The 21,963-nt window shown below is 70.0% G+C and carries 20 protein-coding genes; 7 read left to right on the forward strand and 13 right to left on the reverse strand.

Annotated elements, in window-relative coordinates:
- Positions 1 to 3: 3 nt before the first annotated feature.
- On the reverse strand, positions 4 to 444 hold the full coding sequence (locus ACFQ7C_RS01630) for a VOC family protein (RefSeq protein WP_378897040.1): 441 nt from the start codon (positions 442 to 444) through the stop codon (positions 4 to 6).
- Between the two features lie 59 nt (positions 445 to 503).
- Complete coding sequence (locus ACFQ7C_RS01635; RefSeq protein WP_378897043.1) at positions 504 to 872, reverse strand: hypothetical protein; 369 nt, start codon at positions 870 to 872, stop codon at positions 504 to 506.
- Positions 873 to 922: 50 nt separating this feature from the next.
- Here ACFQ7C_RS01635 and ACFQ7C_RS01640 point away from each other — a divergent pair, with 50 nt between their 5' ends.
- The gene (locus ACFQ7C_RS01640) at positions 923 to 1,384 is read left to right on the forward strand and encodes a methyltransferase family protein (RefSeq protein WP_378897045.1); all 462 of its coding nucleotides are present in this window, start codon (positions 923 to 925) and stop codon (positions 1,382 to 1,384) included.
- 21 nt (positions 1,385 to 1,405) lie between these two features.
- Here the strand turns inward: ACFQ7C_RS01640 and ACFQ7C_RS01645 are convergent, their stop codons facing one another.
- Positions 1,406 to 1,891 (reverse strand): GyrI-like domain-containing protein, encoded by a 486-nt coding sequence (locus tag ACFQ7C_RS01645; RefSeq protein ID WP_378897047.1) that lies wholly within the window; start codon positions 1,889 to 1,891, stop codon positions 1,406 to 1,408.
- 10 nt (positions 1,892 to 1,901) lie between these two features.
- Positions 1,902 to 2,303 (reverse strand): PPOX class F420-dependent oxidoreductase, encoded by a 402-nt coding sequence (locus ACFQ7C_RS01650; RefSeq protein ID WP_378897050.1) that lies wholly within the window; start codon positions 2,301 to 2,303, stop codon positions 1,902 to 1,904.
- A gap of 158 nt (positions 2,304 to 2,461) precedes the next feature.
- Here ACFQ7C_RS01650 and ACFQ7C_RS01655 point away from each other — a divergent pair, with 158 nt between their 5' ends.
- Positions 2,462 to 3,319 (forward strand): aldo/keto reductase, encoded by an 858-nt coding sequence (locus ACFQ7C_RS01655; RefSeq protein WP_378897052.1) that lies wholly within the window; start codon positions 2,462 to 2,464, stop codon positions 3,317 to 3,319.
- A 14-nt stretch (positions 3,320 to 3,333) separates the two neighbouring features.
- On the opposite strand, the gene ACFQ7C_RS01660 is transcribed toward ACFQ7C_RS01655, so the two are convergent.
- The 5 genes from ACFQ7C_RS01660 to ACFQ7C_RS01680 all read right to left on the reverse strand — a co-directional run bounded on the left by ACFQ7C_RS01660 (position 3,334) and on the right by ACFQ7C_RS01680 (position 10,579).
- Positions 3,334 to 3,636 (reverse strand): hypothetical protein, encoded by a 303-nt coding sequence (locus ACFQ7C_RS01660; protein WP_378897055.1) that lies wholly within the window; start codon positions 3,634 to 3,636, stop codon positions 3,334 to 3,336.
- 80 nt (positions 3,637 to 3,716) lie between these two features.
- The gene (locus tag ACFQ7C_RS01665; protein WP_378897057.1) at positions 3,717 to 6,470 is read right to left on the reverse strand and encodes a TIM barrel protein; all 2,754 of its coding nucleotides are present in this window, start codon (positions 6,468 to 6,470) and stop codon (positions 3,717 to 3,719) included.
- Positions 6,471 to 6,483: 13 nt separating this feature from the next.
- A complete protein-coding gene (locus tag ACFQ7C_RS01670; protein WP_378897059.1) occupies positions 6,484 to 8,247 on the reverse strand; it encodes a thiamine pyrophosphate-binding protein in 1,764 nt (587 codons plus the stop codon).
- Complete coding sequence (locus ACFQ7C_RS01675) at positions 8,244 to 9,140, reverse strand: citryl-CoA lyase (protein ID WP_378897062.1); 897 nt, start codon at positions 9,138 to 9,140, stop codon at positions 8,244 to 8,246. The genes ACFQ7C_RS01670 and ACFQ7C_RS01675 overlap by 4 nt, the downstream gene beginning before the upstream one ends.
- Complete coding sequence (locus ACFQ7C_RS01680) at positions 9,137 to 10,579, reverse strand: aldehyde dehydrogenase family protein (RefSeq protein WP_378897065.1); 1,443 nt, start codon at positions 10,577 to 10,579, stop codon at positions 9,137 to 9,139. The genes ACFQ7C_RS01675 and ACFQ7C_RS01680 overlap by 4 nt, the downstream gene beginning before the upstream one ends.
- Before the next feature lie 308 nt (positions 10,580 to 10,887).
- Between ACFQ7C_RS01680 and ACFQ7C_RS01685 the strand changes: the two genes are divergently transcribed.
- From ACFQ7C_RS01685 to ACFQ7C_RS01700, 4 genes are all read left to right on the forward strand, one after another.
- On the forward strand, positions 10,888 to 13,581 hold the full coding sequence (locus ACFQ7C_RS01685) for a PQQ-binding-like beta-propeller repeat protein (RefSeq protein WP_378897067.1): 2,694 nt from the start codon (positions 10,888 to 10,890) through the stop codon (positions 13,579 to 13,581).
- Positions 13,582 to 13,786: 205 nt separating this feature from the next.
- On the forward strand, positions 13,787 to 14,455 hold the full coding sequence (locus ACFQ7C_RS01690; protein WP_378897070.1) for a TRAP transporter small permease: 669 nt from the start codon (positions 13,787 to 13,789) through the stop codon (positions 14,453 to 14,455).
- A 2-nt stretch (positions 14,456 to 14,457) separates the two neighbouring features.
- On the forward strand, positions 14,458 to 15,738 hold the full coding sequence (locus tag ACFQ7C_RS01695; protein ID WP_378897073.1) for a TRAP transporter large permease: 1,281 nt from the start codon (positions 14,458 to 14,460) through the stop codon (positions 15,736 to 15,738).
- An 83-nt stretch (positions 15,739 to 15,821) separates the two neighbouring features.
- Entirely contained in the window at positions 15,822 to 16,268 is a 447-nt protein-coding gene (locus tag ACFQ7C_RS01700; RefSeq protein WP_378897076.1) for a type II 3-dehydroquinate dehydratase, read from the forward strand.
- Positions 16,269 to 16,339: 71 nt separating this feature from the next.
- On the opposite strand, the gene ACFQ7C_RS01705 is transcribed toward ACFQ7C_RS01700, so the two are convergent.
- Together ACFQ7C_RS01705 and ACFQ7C_RS01710 are read right to left on the reverse strand one after the other, a co-directional pair.
- On the reverse strand, positions 16,340 to 17,701 hold the full coding sequence (locus ACFQ7C_RS01705; RefSeq protein WP_378897079.1) for an FAD-dependent oxidoreductase: 1,362 nt from the start codon (positions 17,699 to 17,701) through the stop codon (positions 16,340 to 16,342).
- A gap of 28 nt (positions 17,702 to 17,729) precedes the next feature.
- The gene (locus ACFQ7C_RS01710; protein ID WP_378897082.1) at positions 17,730 to 18,815 is read right to left on the reverse strand and encodes a Gfo/Idh/MocA family protein; all 1,086 of its coding nucleotides are present in this window, start codon (positions 18,813 to 18,815) and stop codon (positions 17,730 to 17,732) included.
- A 311-nt stretch (positions 18,816 to 19,126) separates the two neighbouring features.
- Here ACFQ7C_RS01710 and dctP point away from each other — a divergent pair, with 311 nt between their 5' ends.
- On the forward strand, positions 19,127 to 20,182 hold the full coding sequence (gene dctP, locus ACFQ7C_RS01715) for a TRAP transporter substrate-binding protein DctP (protein WP_378897084.1): 1,056 nt from the start codon (positions 19,127 to 19,129) through the stop codon (positions 20,180 to 20,182).
- 122 nt (positions 20,183 to 20,304) lie between these two features.
- Here dctP and ACFQ7C_RS01720 read toward each other — a convergent pair whose 3' ends face one another.
- Positions 20,305 to 21,069, reverse strand: a complete 765-nt coding sequence (locus ACFQ7C_RS01720; RefSeq protein WP_378897086.1) for an IclR family transcriptional regulator — start codon at positions 21,067 to 21,069, stop codon at positions 20,305 to 20,307.
- A gap of 4 nt (positions 21,070 to 21,073) precedes the next feature.
- Entirely contained in the window at positions 21,074 to 21,832 is a 759-nt protein-coding gene (locus ACFQ7C_RS01725; protein ID WP_378897088.1) for an IclR family transcriptional regulator, read from the reverse strand.
- Positions 21,833 to 21,963: the final 131 nt, after the last annotated feature.

The following is a 21,963-nucleotide window of genomic DNA, read 5'->3' on the forward strand; positions in this document are numbered from 1 at the left end:
GACTCAGTCGTCGAGCCGCTGCCCGAGTTCGATGATGAGTCCCTCGGGGCCGCGCACGTAGCAGACGAGCCACTGGTCCTCGTAGTTCACGAGCTCCGCCATCGTGTCGTAGCCGGCGGCACGGACTTCCACGAGCATGCCCTCGACGTCGTCGACGCGGTACGCGAGATGACGGAGGCCGAGCGTGTTCGACGGGAGATCGCCGACGGATGCCGGGCTCTCCGGTTGCAGGAACCGCGAGAGCTCGATCGTGCCCGAGCCGTCGGGCGCGGTGAGGAACACCATCTCGACGTCGGTCCCGGTCAGGCCATTGACCCGATCGGCCCACGGGCCGCCGACGCGCGCCTTCTCGCTCCGGCGGAATCCGAGCATCTCGAAGAAGTCCGCCACCGCCTGGAGGTCCTGGACGATGACGCCGATGTGCTCGAAGCTGCGGACGCCCACCCTCGCGACCTTAGGCGTCCGACGGCGTCAGCGGTACCCCGGCGCCGCCGAGCGCCCGGTCAGAGCGAGAGCAGCGCGACCGCTCCCACCGCCCCGACGACGACCGCGAAGAAGAACGCGGCGGCCGCTTTCCACCTGTCCGGGCGCGACAGCCAGACGGGCACGTCCAGCAGCTGCACCAGCACCGTGATGGCGGCGACGGCGAAGACCCAGCCGGTGATCTCCCACCGCCACGCGAGCCAGACGCCGAGTGCGCCGACGAGCGCGGCGACGGCGAGCGCGGCGCACCGGATGGCGAGGTACCAGCCCGCTGTGCGCGCGACGTGGTCCTCCGCGCGGGCACCCTTGACGGCGTCCCAGCCGCCGAAGACCCCGAATGCGTTCACCGCGGCGCTGGTCAGGGCGAGGGTCAGGACCCATCCGTTCATGCCGCCCACACTAGAGCCGGCCGCCTCAGACTCAGGGCTACACTGCGGGCATGGCGGACGCGCCCGCGTATCGCATCTGGCCGCCGGTGGCGCTCGGGGTTCCGCTCGTGGCCGGATGGATCCTCACCGCCGTGCTGGGCGACCCGGTCGCGTTGCCGGCGGGGCCCTCGCGCGCGATCGCCGCAGTGCTCATCGTCGCGTTCGCGATCTGGAACGGATGGGCGCTGTGGCTCATGGCCCGGCACCGCACGGCGCTGCTGCCGGGCGGAGCGACGCGCACGATCCTCGACCGGGGCCCGTTCCGGGTCAGCCGCAACCCGCTGTACGTCGGCCTCATCGCGCTCGACGTCGGCCTGGCGCTGCTCTGGCCGTCGTTCTGGGCGCTCATCCTCACGCCTCTCGGAATCGCCGCGCTCTGGTGGGGTGCCGTCGTGCCCGAGGAGCGCTACCTCAGCGAGAAGTTCGGGGCCGAGTATGACGACTATCGTGCGCGGGTGCGTCGCTGGCTCTAGACATGCGGGAGACGGATGCTGTCACCGCAGGCGGAAGGCGAGCTCCACCGTCCACCGGGTCTTGCGCGGCTCGGTCCGCGGATCCGTGAGGTAGTTCTCGAATCGCGCCGCCCAGCGGTCTCCATCCGGAGAATCGGCGACGTCGAAGGCGAGGCCGCTCTCCGCCGCCCAGGACTGCAGCAGACGGTTGGCCTGCAACGAGTGATTCCGGTACGCGAGCACCGCGTAGTCGCCGGCGGGGATCACGCCGGCGGTCACGGCGCCTCCGTCGGGCGCCGTCGCCGGCACGCCGACCTCGAGGTCCATCTCGCCCGCCATGTCGACGGTGTGCAGACGCAGGAAGAACGGGCCTTCCGGCTCGACCCGGTGCTCGCCCACCCAGCGGATGAGCTCCGCGAGGAGCCGGTCGCGTTCGGCGAGCATTCCCCGGAAGGGGGTCCGCCGGCGGATGCCGAGCGTCGCACGTTGCGCGCGCGACTCCACCCGCGGACCGTCGACGATCTCCATCGGCACGACTCTAGGGGGTGGCGGGGGCTTCCTGAAGAAGCCCGCTGCTGCCCAGCAGCCGAACGGGTTCGAGGAGGATCGCGACGCGGAGAGGATTCACGCGGGGCTGACGGTAACGCTCGGCGTAGAGGGCGACGGCGAGGGCGACCTCGTCGGGATCGTCGTGCACCGTCGCGGTCGCCTGGAAGGCGAGCCACCGGGCGCCGTCGACCTGGCTGATCGTGGCGGTGCCGTCGCGGCGGACGTTGCGCACCTTCTGGGAGTCGCGCGAGGTGATGACCCGCAGCACGCCGTCGTGCAGCGTGAACCCGACCGCGATCGCATGGATGCCGCCCCACGGCGCCAGCGTCGAGAGCGTGCCGATGTGCCGTTCGCGCACGAACTCGACGCCCGCTTCCGACAGTTCCCGCACTCTCCCACGCTACCGGCCCGCGCGATCGCCATGACGCAAGGGGACTGCCGGTGAGCGCGCGCAGAATCTACAGTTCGAACAGGGCCCCGAAGCGTCGGCCACCCCACGCGGCCGTACCGGCGAGCCCGATGTCGACGTGCCTGGCGGAAGGGGCGGCAATGGTGGGCAGCATCCCGCTTTCGAGCGGAACACGGATGCCGCAGCTCGGCCTGGGCGTCTATCTCGTGACCGACACCGCGGTGTGTGAGGCGAGCGTGAGGACCGCCCTCGAGTCGGGTTACCGGCTCATCGACACCGCGGCGATCTACCGCAACGAACGGGCGGTGGGGCGCGGCATCCGTTCGTCCGGAGTCGCGCGCGACGAGATCTTCGTCACGACGAAGCTGTGGCCCTCCGACTACGGCCATGCCAAGGCGCGCGCCGCGATCGGCGGAGCGCTCGAACGGCTCGACTGCGGTGCTCTCGATCTGCTGCTGCTGCATCAGCCCGTCGGCGACGTGAAGGGCGCGTGGCGGGCGATGGAGGAGGCCGTCGATCAGGGCGTCGTCCGCGCGATCGGGGTGAGCAACTTCGCCGTGGCGGATCTCGAGCGCCTGCTGACGACAGCGCGCATCAAACCGGTCGTGGACCAGGTGGAGCTGCACCCGCACTGGCAGCAGCCGACTCTGCTCCCCTACCTGGCGCAGCACGCGATCGTGCCTGAGGCCTGGTACCCCCTCGGCCACGGCTCGACCACGCTGCTGTCGGAGCCCGCGGTCGTCGGCGCGGCGGCCGCGCACGGCAAGTCGGCGGTGCAGGTGATCCTGCGCTGGCATGTGCAGCGCGGGTTCGTGGCGATCCCGAAGTCGACGAATCCGGCGCACATCGCGGCGAACATCGACGTCTTCGACTTCGAGCTCAGCCCGGCCGAGATGGCGGGCGTCGACGCGCTCGGCAAGGATCGTCCGATGTTCCGTCTGCCGCGCTGGATGATGGCGGCCACGGTGCCACTGGCCCGCCCGCGACCGCTCTCGTAGACGAGGGGATCGGGTCAGCCGGTGCGGGTGCCGACGATGGTCGACGGCGGGAAGGGGCCCGCCTGCGCCGTGCCCGTCAGCCGGTTCCCGACGACGTGCAGCTTGACGGCGAGCGACATCGGCAGGGGCGCCACGAGGTCGAGCGTGAACTCGGCGATGTCGCCCGAGACGGTGCCGCCGCTGATCGCGATCGGACCGGTGGGTCCGATCGCGGTGCCGCTGAGCGAAGTGCCGACGGTGATCAGCGTGACGTCGAAGTGGTGGGAACCCGCCAACGACGCGACCTCCAGCGCCCATTTCCCATCGATAGCCGCCACGCCGCCCGCCTTCCGCCCCAGCCTCGACGGCTGTCTGCCGCCGAGGCCATTCTGCTCGTGCAGAGGGCGTTCCCGCACCCTCAGACGGGATCGGAAGGGAGCCGGATCGGATTCGGCTCCGGCGCGGGATGGCGTGCGTCGAGGTGACGGCGGGCGGCGCTGATCGCGAGCCTTGCGTGCTCCTTCGCTCCGACCTGCGCCACCAGAGTCGCGCGGGGGATCTCCAGGGCGAAGGGGATGTCCGCCGGGAGCGCCTCGAGGATGGCGATCATGTCGATCTCGCCCTCACCGGGGAACAGCCGCTCGAAGCGTGCGGTGTGGATCAGCCCCGACGTCGTGGTCGGGATCTTCCCCGGCGCATCGCACACGTGTGCGTAATGGAACCACTCCCGCGGAAGATCGCGAAGGTCCTCGAGGCTGGACCGCGACCTCGCGAAGTGCAGCACGTCGATCAGCAGTCCGGCGTTCGGCGCCGCCGCCGCACGGAGCACGCGGGTCGCCTCCGCGAGGTCCGGGGTCTCGGTCCAGGAGGGGAACTCCAGATCGATGGTCAGGCCGAGGGGCAGCGCGAGCTGACACAGCTCGGCGAACCGATCGGTCTTGCGTGCGAAGTCCGCGTCGGGCAGCTGCGCGATGACGTGGCGGGCTCCGAGCTCCGCGCCCGCCTCGAGGAATCGCAGGTAGTCGCGAGGGCTGTCCCCTGAGGTGATGCGTGCGAGCTCGATGTCGAGCACTTCGACACCGGTCGCGGCCAGGTGCGTCTTCGTCGCCCGCATCAGTGCGGGGTCGTACGCGAGCGGGTAGTGCGGTTCCTGCGGGGTGACCTTGGTCATCCGCACCCCCACGTATCGGTAGCCGGCCGCGGCCGCGGCGTCCACGAGCTCCGGTGGCGACAGGCTCAGCGCCGTGAGGTGCGCGAGCGAGTAGTCGTGCCGCGGCTCGGACGAGTCGAAGGCGGGTGCGCTCGCGAGCATGCGCATGCGCTGCCGCCGATGGGCTGCCATCCGCAGGGGCACCGTGTGCGGGTCGCCGAGGGCGTCGTAGCCGCCGATGCGCTGCACCACCTCGAAGAAGACGCGTGAACCCACCATCTCGGTGAAGAAGTGGAGGAACTCCCCCGTCTCGTCGCGGTCGTAGAGGATCGAGTTCTCGCGCAGCGTGGCGACGAGTCCATCGGGGAGCGACATCCGCGCGTCGAGGTCGTCGTAGTAGTTGCCGGGGATCTCGAGGATCGGCGCCCCGCGTTCCTGCAGGCGCTTCGCGGTGGCGATGGCGTCATCGGTCGCGAACGCGACGAGCTGGGGATTCGACACGCCGGGCGCCCAGTCGCCGCGCCGCAGCGGCGTCGTGCTCAGCGCGACGCGGACGCGACCGCCCGGGTCGCTCGCCGACCACGTCCGGATGAGACCGAACGGGGCGGTGATCTCGGTCGGCTGGCCGGGCACCAGTCCGAGCACGGCGCGGAAGAAGAGCGCGGACTGGTCGAAGTCGTCGATCGATTCGGTGATCGCCACGTGGTCGATGTCACGCAGCAGCGGCGTCGGCGACGCCGTCGCCCCGGTCGCCTCGAAATCCCGGCGCCAGTGCCGGCCGCGACGGGGATCGCAGAAGAACAAGGCGGTGCCGCCCGGGGTGGCCACGGATCCCAGATCGGCCTCGCGCGGTCCTCGCGGCCGCGCGAGCTTCGGCGCGCCGAGCCTCTCCGCGCGACGCATCGACGCGGTCGCGTCCGCGCTCTCGACGGCGAGCGCGCAGATGGAGGCCGTCGCGGGATCGATCGACCGCTCGGGTGAGAGATTGAGCACGACGCGCGCGTCGCCCTGCTCCCACAGCTGCACGCGCTTGGACCGGTGCTGCCCGGCATGGGCGAACCCGAGCGCGGTGAGGGCGCGGGCGACAAGGGGCCCTGAGACGTCGTCGGCCGCGAGCTCCACGAATGCGAAGCCGTCGAGCGGGGGCGCAGGTGGCAGGTCCTCCCGGGGCGACCGCGCGGCGTCCGCCGGTTCGGCCGCGCCCACGGACTCTGCGAGCGCGCGGATCGACCGCATGGCGTCGGTCGCGGTGTGGCGCGGATCCTCCTGCTGGTAGACGTCGTTGAACACCTCGAGGGCGAGCGGCCCGTCGTATCCCCTCGCCATCAGCCGGCCGAGCAGCCCTGCGACGTCGAGCGAACCCTGACCGGGGAACATCCGGTAGTGAAGACTCCATTCGCGGACGTCCATGTTCAGCCGAGGCGCATCCGCCAGCTGCACATGGAACACCTTGTCGATGTCGACCTCGGCGACCACAGCCGGATCGTTCCCCTGCGACAGCAGATGGAAGCTGTCGAGGCACAGCCCGAACGCGGCGTGGTCGGTGCGCTGCACCAGACGCCAGGCTCTTTCTGTGGTGCGCACGCGCCCCCAGGGCACGGCTTCGTAGGCGAGCCGCATCCCGCGGTGGTGTGCGAGATCGGCGAGTCTGCGAAGCTGCTCGGCGGCGAGCTCGTCGTCCTCGATCCCCTCCGCCGACCTGGACGAACAGCACACCAGCACGCGCGCCCCGAGCTCGGACAGCAGGTCGAGCTTCCGCTCGGCGCGGCGAAGCGTCAGGTCGAAGCGCTCGGGCGCCACGGCCTCGACGTGGAACGGCTGATAGACGTCCACCGAGATCCCGAGGCGCGCGGCCTCCTCGGCCACACGCCCGGGCGACCACGCCGACATGACGAGGTCGTACTCGAGCATCTCCACGCCGGCGAACCCGGCCTCCGCCGCTGCGCGCAGCTTGTCTTCCAGCGTGCCCGAGAGGCACACCGTCGAGATGGCGACCCGGCGCGGATCGAATGCGCGGTTCATGGCTGCACGGATCTCAGTGCGTCGCGACGTGCTCGACCGTCTCGCCGGGCGTGTAAATGTCCAGGATGTTCCAATGGCCCGTGGTCGGCGTCGGGACGTTGACCATCGACACATCGATCACGACCGGAGCGCCCAGGGCGATGGCCTGCTCGAGCGCGGGCCGGAATTCGGCCGCGGAGTCGACCTTGATGCCGGCGATCCCGTATGCCCGCGCGATCGCCGCGTAGTCGGTGTACATCGGGTCGTCGCCGTTTCCGAACACGGTCCCGTAGGTCGTGTCGAAGGCGGCCTTCTCGAGCCCCGCGATCGTGCCGAAGGCGTTGTTGTTCATGACCACCCAGATCGCCGCCACGTTCTCTTCGCGCGCGGTCGCAAGCACCGCGGGATTCTGGCCGAAGCCCCCGTCGCCCACCAGCGAGACGACGACACGGCCGGGGTGGGCGATCTTCGCCCCCACGGCGGCCGGAGCGCCGAACCCCATCGTCGCGAAGCCTCCCGGGGTGAGGAACGTGCCCGGAGTGAGGATGTCGAACTGCTGGCCGACGCCGTTCTTGTTCCAGCCCACGTCCGTGGTGATGATGGCGTCGGCCGGCAGCACCGCGCGCGTCTCGGAGAGGATGCGCTCCGGACGCATCGGCCAGGCGTCCGACGCCTGTGCCGCCGCATTCTCGCGCTTCACCGCCGCGCGGCTCTCGGCGATCCGCGCGAGCAGCGCGTCCCGACGCACTCCCGACGGCGCGACGCGACGCGCCACCCGGATCAGCACCCCGAGCGCGGACTTGAGGTCGGCGAGAGCGCCGAGCGCGAGCGGGTAGTTGCGTCCGAGCTCGGCCGGATCGATGTCGATCTGCATGAGCCGGGTGGCCGGAATGTCGAACGTGTACTCCGCGTACCACGAGCTCGAGTCGGCCTCGGCGAACCGCGTCCCGAGCGCGAGGATCCAGTCCGCGGTCCGTGTCGTCTCGTTGGTGAACCCGGTGCCCCAGAATCCGGTCATCCCGAGCACCAGGGGATTGTCGTCCGGCACAGCCCCCTTGCCCATCAGGCTGTGTGCGATCGGGAGGGAGAGCAGTCCGGCGAACTCGGCGAGCTCGGCCGAGGCATCCGCGGCGATGATCCCGCCGCCGACGTACAGCACCGGGCGCTCGGCATCCAGCAGGTTCTGCACCATCTGCTCCGCGACCGCCTCGTCGAGACTGGGCTTCGCGAGCGCGCGGGTGTTGCCGACGACCTTGTCGAACGACGCGACCTCGACCTCCGCCGAGAAGACGTCCATCGGGACGTCGACGAGCACGGGCCCGGGACGACCGCTCTCGGCCAGGGTGAAGGCCTTGTCGAGCACCTCGGCGACGAGGTGGGGCTGGTCGACCCGCCAGGCGCGCTTGACGAACGGGCGGTAGATCTCGTACTGAGCGGCATCCGCGTGCAGGTTGATCTCCTGGTGCGGATGCTTCCCGAAGTAGTGGGTGGGCACGTCGCCCGCGATGACGACCATCGGGATGGAATCGAGGGCGGCGTTGGCGACCCCCGTCGTGGCGTTCGTCAGGCCGGGGCCGAGGTGGGTGAGCACGACCCCCGCGCGCTTGGTCACCCGCGCGTACCCGTCAGCCGCGTGCGCGGCGATCTGCTCGTGCCGCACGTTCACGAAGGAGATCTGCTCGCTCTTCTCGAGGGCGGCCAGCAGGGCGATGTTCGTGTGACCGCACAGCCCGAAGACGTGCTCGACGTCGCGGGCCTCCAGATACCGGACGATCTGGTTCGAGACCAGGTCCTTCATGACGTTCTCCTTCTTTCGTCGTCTTCGACGGGGACCGATCGACGCGCCGGCCCCGTGTACGTGTATCCGATGGATTTGGGCATCGGGCCCTTGATCCGCCCGCCCTGGGTCATCTGCTCGACGGCGTGGGCGAGGATGCCGACCGATCGGGCGAGGATGAAGACGCCGCGTCCGAGCGCGGGGGTGAATCCGAGCTCGCAGTAGATGACCGCGGTGACGCCGTCCACGTTCATCGGGACGCGGTGGGGCTTTCCCTCGCTGATGGCTCCCTCGACGGCGCGCCCGATGGCGGCGAAACGGCCGTCGACGACCCCGTCCGCGGCCGCGGCGTCGACGAGCGACAGCAGGCGCGGCGTGCGGGGGTCCAGCGGGTGGAATCGGTGGCCGAAGCCCGGCACGTACCTCAGCCCTGCGTGACGATGGCGCTGCAGCACGACGCGCGTCGCCTCGCCGACGCCGCCGGCTTGTTCGACCTCGGCCTCGATCTCGAGATAGAGCTCCATGCACTGCTGTCCGGGTCCGCCGTGGATGTCGTCGAGCACGTTGATCGCAGAGGCCATCGCGCCGTTGACGGGAACGCCGCACGTCGTCGCCATGCGGGCGATCGCGATGGAGGGCGCCTGCGGCCCGTGGTCGACCGACGCCACGAGCGCGGACTCGAACAGGGCCGTCTGGGCCGGCGTGGGCAGCTCGCCGCGAAGCATCAGCCAGATCGTGTCGACGAAGCCGACGTTGCCGATGAGCTCCTGGATCGGGTAGCCGCGCAGCGCGATCTCTCCCGGATGGATGTCGATGATGTCGGTGTGCCACCACCGCCGGGCTTCGTCTAGTGCGGCTTCCGCCGCAGCGGCCGCGACCGGCTCCTCACGGTCGCGGTCACCCGGGGCGCTCATGACGGCACCGCTTCGGCCGACTCGAGCGCCGCGTCGTAGAACTCGCCGAACAGCTCCTCGTCGGACGGCCGGTCTTCCGCGATGGTGCGCGAGACCCACGTGGTGTTCAGGTAGTGACGCAGCGACACGTTCTCCGAGGTGATGTTGCCTCCCCATGTGCCGCAGCCCATCGACGAGGTCATCGGCATCCCGTTCGTGAAGGCGCCGGCGTTCGCCTTCGAGTTCGGCTGACGCACCATGATCCGCGAGACGGGCATGTGACGGGCGAAGTAGTCGATGTGCGCGTCATCCGTGGAGGCGATGCCGCAGGAGTGGCCCTTGCCGCCGATGTCGTACAGCTGCTTGGCGAGCTCGACGCCGTCCTCGAAACTCCCCTCGTAGGCGTGGACGGCCATGAGGGTGGTCAGCTTCTCCTTGCAGAACTGCTTGTCCTCGGCGATGCCGTCGCCCTCCACGAGGATGAACCGACGGTCCTCCGGGATCTCGAATCCCGCGGCGCGAGCGAGCACCTGCGGCGAGATCGCGACCGTGTCGGGCAGGCGGTGCCCTTCGTCGTCCCACATGACCGACCGGAGCGCGGCGCGCTGCTGCGCCGTCGCGAGGTAGCCGCCCTCGGCCTGCAGCGCGTCGAGCATGTCGCGGTACCGCGACGCCGGCACGAGCACGTTCCCGTCCGCCGAGCAGCCCGATCCGAAGTCCGAGGTCTTCGACAGCATGCAGTTGCGCGCGGTCTCCTGGAGGTCCGCGGTCTCGTCGACGAACTCCGTCGCGTTGCCCGCGCCCACGCCGTAGGCCGGAGTGCCCGAGCTGTAGGCCGCGCGCACCAGGCCCTGCCCGCCGGTCGCGATGACGAGGTCGGAGCGACGCATGATCTCCTGGGATGCTGCGAGGCTGGGCAGCGTGATGCACTGCAGGATGTCGGCCGGAGCGCCTTCGGCCTCGAGCGCCTCGCGCATGAGGCGGACCGTCTCGAACGTCGTGTGCTTCGAACGGGGATGTGGCGAGAACACCACGACGTCACGCGCCTTGATCGCGTAGATCGCGTTGCCCGCGGGGGTCAGGTCGGGGTTGGTCGTCGGAACCACGCAGCCGATGACGCCCACCGGCTTGCCGTACTTGACGAGGCCCTTCTCGGCATCCTCCTCGATGACGCCGACCGAGGGGCTGCGCAGCGCGTCGCGGAGCACCCCGCGGATCTTCATCCGTTTGTTCATGCGACTGCCGAAGTCTCCGAGGCCCGACTCCTCGATCCCCATCTCCACCAGGCGGTGGAAGGAGGACCGGTTCGCCACGGCCCACGCCACCGCCTGGATGAGGCGGTCGACGCGCGCCTGTTCGTACGTCTCGATGATCGCGAGCGCTGCCCGTGCGCGGGCGAACACCTCGTCGAGCTCCTGCTGCTGCTCGAGCGAGAGCGACTTGCTTGTTGAAGCAGCCATGACAACTCCGTCCATGGGCATTGATGCCGACCGCCGAATGCTATTCAGACGCCGACCGGCGCGACAAAGGGTGTCCCACTGGGCAGAAAGGGCGCCGCTCTCCGCCTCGTCCCGCCGGCGACCGCGCGGGACTTGTACCACTCGATGGGTCGCGCGGTTGCCGGTCGTCGCGCCCGCGGTTAGCGTCCCGAGCGCCGGCCGGTGCGGCCGACCCCCAGATCGAGCGGGCCGGACGGCATTCCCCAGAGTGACGAGGAGCGGGCGAAGTACCGCGCGTCGTCAGATCGAAGACGATCAAGGAGCAAGGGATGCGCAAACGACTGACCAAGAGGTTGGGAGCTGCGGGAATCGGCGCGCTGGCGATAGTGCTCGCCGTCGCGGCCTCACCCGCGTACGGACAGATGCGGCCGGCCGAGCCGGTCCCGCCTGCGGGGCTGACCGGCCTCGAGCCGACCGGAGCCGACATGCCGACCGTCGGCGGCAATCTCGGCAACCAGCACTACTCGGGCCTGACGCAGATCACGAAGCAGAACCTCAAGGATCTGGCGCCGGCGTGGCGCACGCACGTGTCGGCGGTCGCCCCCGCGTCCGACGACGCCGGGCAGCAGACGACTCCCATCGTCGTCGACGGCGTGCTCTACCTCGACACCCCGAGCGGCGGCGTGATCGCCGTCGACGGCGTGACCGGTGACCCCGTCTGGAAGTGGGAGAACACCGTCTACGGGCTGTCGGGCACACGGCGTGGTGTGTCGGCCGGCGACGGCAAGATCTACACGCTGGCCGGCGGCAATCGCGTGGTCGCCCTCGACCAGGCCACGGGCGCCGAAGTATGGGCGGTGCAGCCGACCGGGGCCAACGGCGAGGACCTCGGACGCGTCGGAAAGGTCGCGACCGTGTACTACGACGGGATCGTCTACGCCCACGCGGCCGACGGCGATCGCGGCGCGGTCGTCGCTCTCGATGCGAGCGACGGCTCGTACCTGTGGCACTTCTTCGGCGGACCCAAGCGGGGCGAGCTGTTCACCGGTGTCGACGGGGTGACCTTCGACGCGTCGGCGACCTGGGGTCCCGTCCTCGCGGACGGCACCGACTGCGCCGAGGAAGGCGGAGCGACGTCGTGGATCAACGGCGCGGTCGACCCCGAGCAGAACTTCTACATCATGACGTTCGGCAACGCACGCAGCTGCACGTCGTCCCAGAACGGCTCGCTCCGCCCCGGAGACAACCTGTTCTCGACGACGATGGTGGCGGTGGATGCCTCGACCGGTGCGTACAAGTGGCACTACCAGTCCATCCACCACGACGTGTGGGACATGGACAACGTCCATCCGCCGACCCTCGCCGACATCGAGATCGACGGCCAGGAGCGCAAGGTGGTGTTCTACGGCAGCAAGTCGGGTCACCAGTTCGTGCTCGACCGCACGACCGGTGAGCCGGCCCTCCCGGTGGTCGAGAAGGAGATGATCACCGACTCGCGGCAGCAGCACTCCGAGACGCAGCCGTTCCCCGAGCACCGCATCCTGCCGGAGTGCCTCGTGTGGGAGAAGCTCGACCCCGCCAACATCCCGGGCGACCCGTGGCGTGCGGTGCCGAACTACAACGGCTACCAGCCGGACGCCGAGGGCAACCTCGTCTTCAACCCCGACAGCTACGTCGCGGTCGACGAGCCCTACCTCTCGTACCCGGAGGGTCACGCCGGCAACCGCGAGGGATGCATGTACGACCCGCAGTGGGACGCGCCGATCCTGTCGACGACGAGCCAGAACGGCGGCGGCGACTGGTCGAACAACTCGTACAGCCACAGCACGAACCTCGTCTACTTCCCGTACGGCACCAACCCGGTGGCGCACTGGAACGGGGCGGCCGCCAACGGCCAGCGTGCGATCGGGCAGTACCAGACCGGCGGCATCGCCGCCTACGACGCGTCGACCGGCGCGGTCGCGTGGCAGAACCACCTGGGCACGGACATGTCGCACGGCCAGGGACCCATGACCACAGCATCCGATCTGCTCTTCGTGGGCCAGATCGACGGACGCGCGCTGGCCATGGACGCCCGGACGGGCGACGTGCTGTGGGAGTTCCAGACCGGCTCGGGCATCGCGGCGGCTCCCGTCACCTACGAGGTCGACGGCGAGCAATACGTCGCGTTCTTCGCGGCCGGGTCGACGAACCCGTACGGCGGTTCGGTGACGCAGGGCGACTCGCTCTGGTCGTTCAAGCTCGGCGGCCAGTACCGGACCGAATCGGGCAGTCAGGAAGGTCCGATGACCGCACCGCTGACGATCCGTCGTCCGGTGAGCGGCGCGGCGGTCGAGGGCTCGACGGTGAACAACACCGTGCTCCTCGCCCGTTCCAGCCGTACCGCCGACACCGCCGCCGCCCGCGACAGCGTCGCGCAGGCCGGTATGCAGCCGACCAACCTGCGGGTGCCGGTCGGCACGACGGTGACGTTCCGCAACCCAGGGGCCGAGACGTTCCCGAACTTCCCCAACCTGAAGCCGCACTGCGCGACGCAGTTCTTCGAGGGTGAGTTCAACGCCAAGCTGCAGCCGGGAGAGACCTACCAGCACACCTTCACGCGTGCCGGTGAGTACTACTTCAACGACTGCACCGACCCGCGGCCGACGGGCAAGATCGAGGTCTACCTCACGCCGCAGGACCAGCCGGGCGCGCTGAAGTTCACACCGGGCACCCTGAACCTCGGTTCGGGCACCGGGCTGTTCACCGGTGTCAACGGCAAGGTGTCGGCGCACTTCGAACTGCCGGCCGGCTACACGTACGACAGCGGCGCCGTGCTGGTCACGCCGCTCTCGTCGACCCCGGTCGAGGCGTCGAAGGTCACCGCGAACAAGAACCGGATCATCCTCCAGTTCGACGCCACCGCGGTCGACAACAACGTGCCGACAGGGGAGGTCGAGCTGACGGTGAGGACGAACGTCCTCAACGCGGCGGGGGTTCAGGAGCAGCTCTCCTCCACCGCCACGGTGACCGTCGTGAAGTAGTCGTCAGCCGCTCGACAACGATCCGCCTCCGTCCTCGCGACGGGGGCGGATCGGTCTGTGCGGCCGGTGTCCCATTCGGCGAAACTCGTCTTTGCACGCACCCGCTGGCAGTCCAGAGTCGCAGAGGCAGCGATGCGCGTGCGCACGCTCGGCCCGCATCGACAGAGAGGTTGGCAATGCACCCTGACACCATGGCGGTCGTGCCATGACCGACAAGGAACCCGGGCAGGAGCCCGAGGAGAGGCCGGACGAGGGCCGCGACACCGAACCCGAAGCGGCTGCCGCAGCAGCGCACGAGGAAGGCGTCGGCGAGTCGATCTACCCGCACACCAACACCTTCTACACCACGCCCAAGCTCAACCAGGGCGTGCCCGCCGACCCGGTGTTCATCCGGGTTCTGTCCGGCATCGAGATCACGATCGGCGTCGCGCTGTTCGCGTGCATCGTCTTCGGCGTCATGTACCAGGTGCTCGGCCGGTACTTCCCCTCCGTCGCCTGGGTGGGAGCGGGCGAGCTGGCCCTGCTGTCGATGATCGCGCTGACCTTCATCACCACGGGCTACCTCGTGGGGCGCAACGGGCACATCGTGCTGGAGATCTTCGACGAGATGCTCGCCGGCACGCGCCTGTTCGTCGCCCTGCGCGTCATCTCCGCCGTGATCATGGTCGTCACCAGCCTCGCCCTCGCCTACGAGGCCTGGGTGAAGATCGCGACCGAGTGGGGCCGGCTGAGCGCCGCGATGCACATGCCGCTCGGCGTGCTTTACGTCTTCGCGCTCATCGGCTTCGTGTCGGCAGCGATCCACTCCTCGATGAAGATCCCCTACGCCAACCGCCCCGAGCGCAAGCTCGACATCGGCGAGATGGAGGGCTGACCGTGGATCTCTGGCTCTACATCCTGCTCTTCGTCGTCTTCCTCCTGCTGCGCGTGCCCGTCGCCTTCGCGATGATCGCGTCGAGCATGCTCTACTTCTACAGCCACGGCCTGTCGGCGGGGTACGCGATCTCCTCGATCGTCAACGGCATCAACAGCTTCCCGCTGCTCGCCGTGCCGCTGTTCATCTTCGTCGGCACCATCGCCAACAACCTCGGCATCGCCACCCGCCTCTACGACCTGGCGCGCGCGCTCCTGCCCCGGCTCCCCGGCAACCTCGCCTACGTGAACCTCGGCACGGCGATCGGCTTCTCCTGGATCAGCGGGTCCGCGCTCGCGGACGCCGCGTCGACCAGCAAGGTGCAGATCCCGCAGATGCTCAAGGCCGGCTACCCGTACGGGTTCTCCGCGGGCCTGACGGCGTCGGGCTCGCTGATGAGCACCGTGATGCCGCCGAGCATCCCGGCGGTCCTCTTCGCCGCGACCGCCTCGATCTCGACCGGCGCCCTCTTCGCCGGGTCCATCATCCCGGCCATGCTGATGGCGCTCGGCCTCGCCGCGTACATCTTCTTCTGGGTGCGGCGCCACCCCGATGTCGCGATCAGCAAGCCGTTCAACGGCGGCATGCTCGGCAAGGCCGCGGTGCGTGTCATCGGCCCCGCCCTGCTCCCCGTGATCATCCTCGGCGGCATCTTCAGCGGCCTGTTCACCGCGACCGAGAGCGCGGGCATCGCCGCCGTGTACATGCTCCTCCTGGGCGTCATCTACCGCACGCTGACGTGGAAGGTGTTCTGGAAGTCGGCCAAGGAGACCGTCGTCATCTCGGGCGGCATCCTGCTGATCCTCGGTGCGTCGAACCTCATGGGCCAGGTGCTCGCCCGCGAGCAGGTCTCGCGATCGCTCGGCGAGTGGCTGACGGGCATCACGGACAACCCGCTCGTGTTCCTCCTGATGCTCAACGTGCTGCTGATCCTGCTCGGCATCCCCCTCGAGGCGCCGCCGGTGATCCTCGTGCTCGTGCCGATCCTGATGCCGATCGTCGCCCAGTTCGGGATCGACCCGGTCCAGCTCGGCGTCATCATGATCCTCAACCTCATGATCGGATCGCTGACACCACCTGTGGGTGCCGTGCTGTTCGTGGTCGGATCGATCACGCGCAGACCGATGGGCGAGCTGTTCCGCGGCATCCTCCCGTTCCTGATACCGCTCGGCGCGGTCCTGCTGCTGCTGACGGTGTTCCCAGTCATCGTCACGTTCCTGCCGACGCTGCTCGGACTGATGTAGCGACACACGCCCCCCGGCTCCGGTGTCCCCGCGACGACCCGCGGGGACGCCGGAGAAGGGGCGATCCCCGGAAGGAGTCATCCGTGACGAAGAAGCTCTTCGTGCTCAACGGCTCGAATCTCAACATGCTGGGCCTGCGCGAACCCGAGCTGTACGGCAGCGCGACGCTCGACGACGTGCACGCCGATTGCGAGCGGGCGGCCGCCGAACTCGGCTTCGAGCTCTTCTTCGCGCAGTCCAACGCGGAGCACGAGCTCGTCGAGTGGGTGCACGAGGCCTTCCGCCAGAAGGCGATCGTCGTGATCAATCCGGCCGGCTTCAGCTTCGGCTCGGTGCCGCTGCTCGATGCGCTCCACATGCTCACGACCCCGGTCATCGAGGTGCACATCACGAACATCCACGCCCGTGACGCCGACCATCAGCACTCGATCATCTCGAAGGTCGCCCGGGTGGTCATCGCCGGTGCGGGCGTGTACGGCTACGAGCTCGCGATCCAGGTCGCCGGCCGGCTCGCCGGCGGCGGGGAGTGACGGCGGGCGCGCGAGCGAGCGCAGGAGCGCAGCATCCGTGATGAGCCGAACGGATGCTGCGCCCCGGCGCGTCAGCCGCGCGCGACGGTGTCGGCGGCCTCGCTGCCGAAGACGAGGGCCTTCGTGAGCGCCGTCCCCGTCATGTACGACGCGCCGTGGAAGCCGCCGGCGACCTCGCCCGCGGCGTAGAGGCCCTCGATGCGGGTGCCGTCGATGCGTCGCACGGACGCGTCGGGCGCGACCCGGAGTCCGCCGAACGTCGAGGTCATCGCCGTCACCGCGGGGTACGCGTAGAAGGGGCCGGTCTCCAGCGGCGCCGGCGCACCGACGCCGTTCACGAGACCGGTGCGGCCGAACGCGTCCTCCCGCCGCCCCGCCACGCCGTCGTTGTAGAGCCCGACGGTGCGCTCGAGCGCCCCGGCGGGCATCCCGAGCCGCCGTCCGAGCTCGGCCACGGTCGGCGCGCTCGGCAGGTGTCCGAGCTCCTCGATGCGCTCCATGTCCGACAGCGGCACGCCGGGTCTGGAGAGCGCGCGCACCCGGGCGTCGAAGATCTGGAACGCCACGCCGCCCGGCTGATTCAGCACCGCCGTGCCGAGCACCTTGTACGACTGCGACTCGTCGGTGAACCGCTCCCCTCCCGCGTTCACGAGGATGGCGCCGAGGTAGTTCGCGGTCAGGAGCTCGTGCTCGTCGTCGGTCGCGTCGGGGTGCTGGCCGTAGGTGCCCGCGACATGGCCGATGTCGGCGAGGCCGGCACCCAGCATCCACGCCATCCGCAGCCCGTCCCCCGTGTTGCCGACGCCGCCGTACGGCATCGCCGCGGCCTGATCGGGCACGAAGAGATCGAGCAGCTCGCGGGAGCGCGAGAACCCTCCGGTGGCGAGGACGACGCCGGCTTCCGCGGTGAAGACATCGCCGGCGGAACGGATGCTGCGCACCCGCGCGTGCTCGACGACCAGCGCGTCGGCCGGCCGGCCGGTGAGGATCACGGCGCCCGCGGCGAGAGCCTCGCGCTCGAGGTGCGCGAGCACGTCGAGGATGCGCACCAGGTGGGCGCGCGCGATCGTCATCCCGGCGCTCACCTTGAGCTCGTCCGTCCACGCGTCCGCGCGTTCGATCGCCGCGATCGCCTGCGCCTGACGGTCGACGAGCGCCGTCAGCAGCGCCGGGTCGGCGAACCCGCCGCCGGTGCCGATCATGTCGGCGAGGAAGAGGTCGCCGGAGTCCTCGATGCCCGCGCGGCGCTGGAGCGCCGTGCCGGAGAGCGCGAACCACCCACCGCTCATCGCGGAGCTGCCGCCGAGGCGCTCGCGCTTCTCGAGCAGGGCGACGCGCAGTCCGTGCCCGGCGAGACGATGCGTGGCCGCCAGACCGGCCAGACCTCCGCCGACGACGATCGCGTCGAAGGGGTGCGTCCTGGGCCGCATCATCGCTGGTCTCCGGGGTCGTCGGCCGCGGTCATCGTCGCTCCGCCGCTTCGATCGCGGCGCGGAACTGCGGCACGTCGACCGCGCGGCCGGTGCGTGCGGCGAGGGCGGCCGCTTCGACGAGCGCGAGCGTGTGCGCGGCGTCCTCGGCGGTGACGAGCGGCTCGACGTCGCCACGCGCGACATCGACGAAGTGGTCGAGCTGCGCCTGGAACGACCCCCGGGGCCGGACGGGGAGGTATGTGCGCGACAGCGGCGAGTGCCAGTCCGCCGCCACCGACGGATCGTACGAGTAGCGCGCGAGGTTGGGGACCGACAGCGCCGCGCTCGTGCCGACGAGGCGGTAGGCCACCCCATCGGGGAGGAAAGGGAACGCCGGCGTCTCCTCCGTCGCCTGGTCCCAGCCCCACGGAGAGACCCCGGCGTCGGAGGCGAGGAAGCTCCCGACGGCGCCGCCGTCGAACCTCAGGCTCAGCGACACCGTGTCCTCGACCTCGAGTCCTCGGGCATGAGAGCTCTGCAGGGCCTGGATCTCGGCGACCTCGCCGCACAGGTGGCGCAGCAGATCGAGATCGTGCACGACGTTGATGAGCATCACCCCGCCGCCGCTGCTGCGGTGCCACGGTGTGCCGGTGAAGTACTCGTCCTCCTTGCGCGCCGACCACAGCCCGCTGACGGCGACGAGCCGGCCGAGCTCGCCGTCGCGGACCGCGGCGCGCGCCCGCGCGATCGCGGGGTGGTGACGGCGGTGGTGACCCACCAGCAGCCGGCCGTTCAGGCGGGCGACCGCGTCGACCAGCCGGAGCGACTGGGCGTAGTCGACGGCGACCGGCTTCTCCAGCAGGACCGCGAGGCCGGCCTCCAGGCACTCGATCGCGGTGTCGACGTGCAGCACGTTCGGATTCGCGATGAGGACCGCGTCCAGCCCGCCCCCGTCGATCATGTCGGAAGCGGTCGCGAAGGCCGCACACCCGAACGCGTCGCGGGTGGGAACGGGGTCCGCGACGGCCGCCAGCGCGGCGCCCGGGGCGTCATGGATGAAGCCGATGTGCTGGCGCCCCATGAACCCGGCACCGACCACGCCGATGCGGACCGGCGGGGCTTCGACTGCGCTCATCGGGCCTCCTGCATCATGCTCGCGCGCGGGTGGGACCCGAGCGTATGCCACGATGGATCGACGCACGCGGGTCGTTCCATTCAGCGGCGCCGCACCTCTCGCGCACCGCGATGACCTGATGTTCCACTCGCCGGGACACCGCTTTGCCGCCCGTTCGAAGTCGGTCAGAGTCGGCACTGCCACCGGCCGCGACAGCGTGTTCGACGGCCATCTCGTCCCCGGCGAGTGGCCCCGATCCGAGGTCGCGCCCCAGCCACCGAATGTCACGTCACCACCTGCACGAAGACGTGCACACAACAGAGGAGAGTCCCATGAGCACAGCCCGCTCGACGCGCCGCGGCCTTCTGGCCGCCTCGGCGCTCGCAGCAACCGCTCTGGTCGCCGCCGGCTGCGCCGGCGGCGGCACGCCCGAGGGTTCGAACACGGAGACCGCAGCCGCGAACGAGCCCGTCACGCTCACGGTCGCGACCAGCCAGAACGAGCAGACGCCGAACTACTACTGCGGCGTGGAGCTGCTCAAGGACCGGCTCGAGGGCGCCGATGTCGGCTTCACCGTCGAGCTCTACCCCGCGAGCCAGCTCGGCCCGGACGCCGACCGGTTCCCGCTCGTCCAGGCGGGCGACATCGACATCGACCTGCAGGGCGCATCGGCGCTGAGCTCGACGTTCGAGCCCATCGGCGTGGTCGACGCCGCCTACGCGTTCGACGACGTCGAGCACGCGTTCAAGTGGATCGACGAAGGCTCGGAGGACCTGTTCACGTCGTTCCACGAGGCGACCGGCGTCAACATCGTCGACGGCTGGTTCTTCGGCAACCGCACCTTCACGACCAAGGACATCGAGGTCACCAGCCCCGACGACCTCGAGGGCGTTCCGATCCGGTTCCCGAACTCGCCGCAGTTCCTGGCCAACGCCGCCGCGCTCGGCGTCACGAACCCGGTCTCGGTCGCGGTCGAGGAGGTCTACTCCGCGCTCCAGCAGGGCATCGCCGTCGGCCAGGAGAACCCGATCGTGGCGACGCACTCCTCCAGCTACGACGAGGTGCTCAACACCGCGATCCTCAACAACCACAACGTCGGCATCCACTGGATCCTCGTCAGCGACAAGACGTACGAGAAGATGAGCGAGGAGCAGACCGCGCTGCTCGAGGAGACCATCCACGAGATCCGTCCCGAGAACGCCGAGTGCGTCGAGGAGGCGACCGAGGAGATCCTCGACGAGTACCGCGCCAACGACGCGTTCACGGTCGTCGAGACCGAGGACATCGATATGGACGCGTTCATCGGACAGGCCGAGGACTACTTCAAGGACCACTACACGGGTGAGAACCTCGAGGCGTACGAGGCCATCCGCGAGATGGCGGGCTGACCGGCATACCGCAGCGAGTGAGGGGTGGGTGCGCATGCACCCACCCCTCACTCGTGCGTTCGGGACTCCGGACGCACGGGGCCAAGGTGCGATCGGTCGGCGGCGCGCAGCGCGGTCGGTGTTCAGGCGACGCGGTCGGCGGTGAGCCGGCGGCTCAGCGTCATCGCGGCGGCGCGGACGGCCGGCGCGATGCGGTCCGGGTCGAAGTCGGCGACCGCGCCGGCGACCGAGATCGCCGCCACGGGCACGCCGCCGGGGCCGAGGATGGGGCTCGCGGTGCAGGTGCGGCCGAGTGCGCACTCCTCCTTCTCGGTGGCGGCTCCGACCCGCCGGATGCCGACGAGCTCCCGCAGCAGCACGGCGGGATCCGAGATGGTGTGCGGTGTGCGCTCCTCGAGCTCGCTCGAGGCGACCACGTTGACCTCCGCCGGGGTCGAGAACGCCAGGATCGCCTTCCCGAGCGCCGTCGAGTGCGCGGGCAGCCGGCTGCCGATGCGCGCGAGGGGCTTCGAGGTCGGCTGACCGCGGACGATCGCGACGAAGACGACGTCCGTTCCGTCGAGGACGGCGAGGTGCACGGTCTGCCCCGTCACATCGCGCAGCTCGGCCATCACGGGCAGCGCGAGCCGGCGCAGCATGCGCGGCTGCTCCACGGTCTGGCCCAGCTCGAAGAGGCGGATGCCCAGGTAGAGCAGGTCGCCGTCGCGGTCGAGGAATCGCTGCGCCACGAGATCGGCCGCGATCCTCGACACGGTGGACTTCGGCAGGTTCGCCCGCCGTGCGAGCTCGGAGACGCCGAGTCCTTCATCGTGCTCGCCGAACGCGTCGAACACCGCCGTCACGCGGTCGAGGACGCTGACGGACTCGCTCCAGGTCGCGGTGCGCATCGTGTCAGGCCGCCGCCAGGCGACGGGTCACGGTGTTCCCCGCCTGCCGCACGAGGGGTGCGACACGGTCCGGGTCCATCGCGCCGCTCGGACCCGCGATCGAGATCGCGCCGAGCACCACCCGGTCGCTCGCGAGCACGGGGCTCGCGACGGCCAGGATGCCGGGGTACGAGGCTTCCAGATCCATCGCCGTGACCGTGGCGCGCACGTGCGCGAGTTCCCGTCGGAAGCTGTCGGCGTCGTCGTGGAGCAGCGGCGCGCTCACGCGGCTCAGCACCGCGGGGTCCGCGCAGAACGCGAGGTACGCCTTGCCGCTGGCCGTCGTGAGAGCCGGCGAGCGCATGCCGGCACGGGTGGGAAGCATGGGCAGGCGCCCGGCGACGGCCGCGATGGACACCATGTCCGTGCCCTGCTGCACCCAGAGCCCCACGCGTTCGCCCGTGACGTCGCGCAGATTGCGGATGACGGGGGCCGCGGCGGCGACGAGTCGGCGGGGCAGGCTCGCCCGCGCACCCAGCTCGAAGAGCCGCAGTCCGAGTGCGACCCCCTCCTCGGTCCGCGACAGGTACCGCTGCGCGGCGAGCTCTGCGACGAGGCGGGACACGGTGGACTTCGGCATGGCGGTCCGCGCCGCGATGTCGGTGATCGTGATCGATCCGTCGCACTCCTTCACCGCGTCGAGAATCGCGATGATGCGGTCGAGCACCGAGACCGGTCGTCCCGCCGAAGCGGGAGCCGTGTTCCATTCGGCGAGACTCGTCATCGAGCATCCCCTCCCAACAGGTTGAATCGTCGTCGATCGCCCTTCGTGCTTCGAACGTACTAGTTAGTACAGAACGGTGCAATGCTCTACAGCACACCGGGCGGAGCAGGATGTCGGTCACCGAAGGAGGT

The organism is Microbacterium sp. NPDC056569, from assembly GCF_042793475.1.
Taxonomy (GTDB): domain Bacteria; phylum Actinomycetota; class Actinomycetes; order Actinomycetales; family Microbacteriaceae; genus Microbacterium.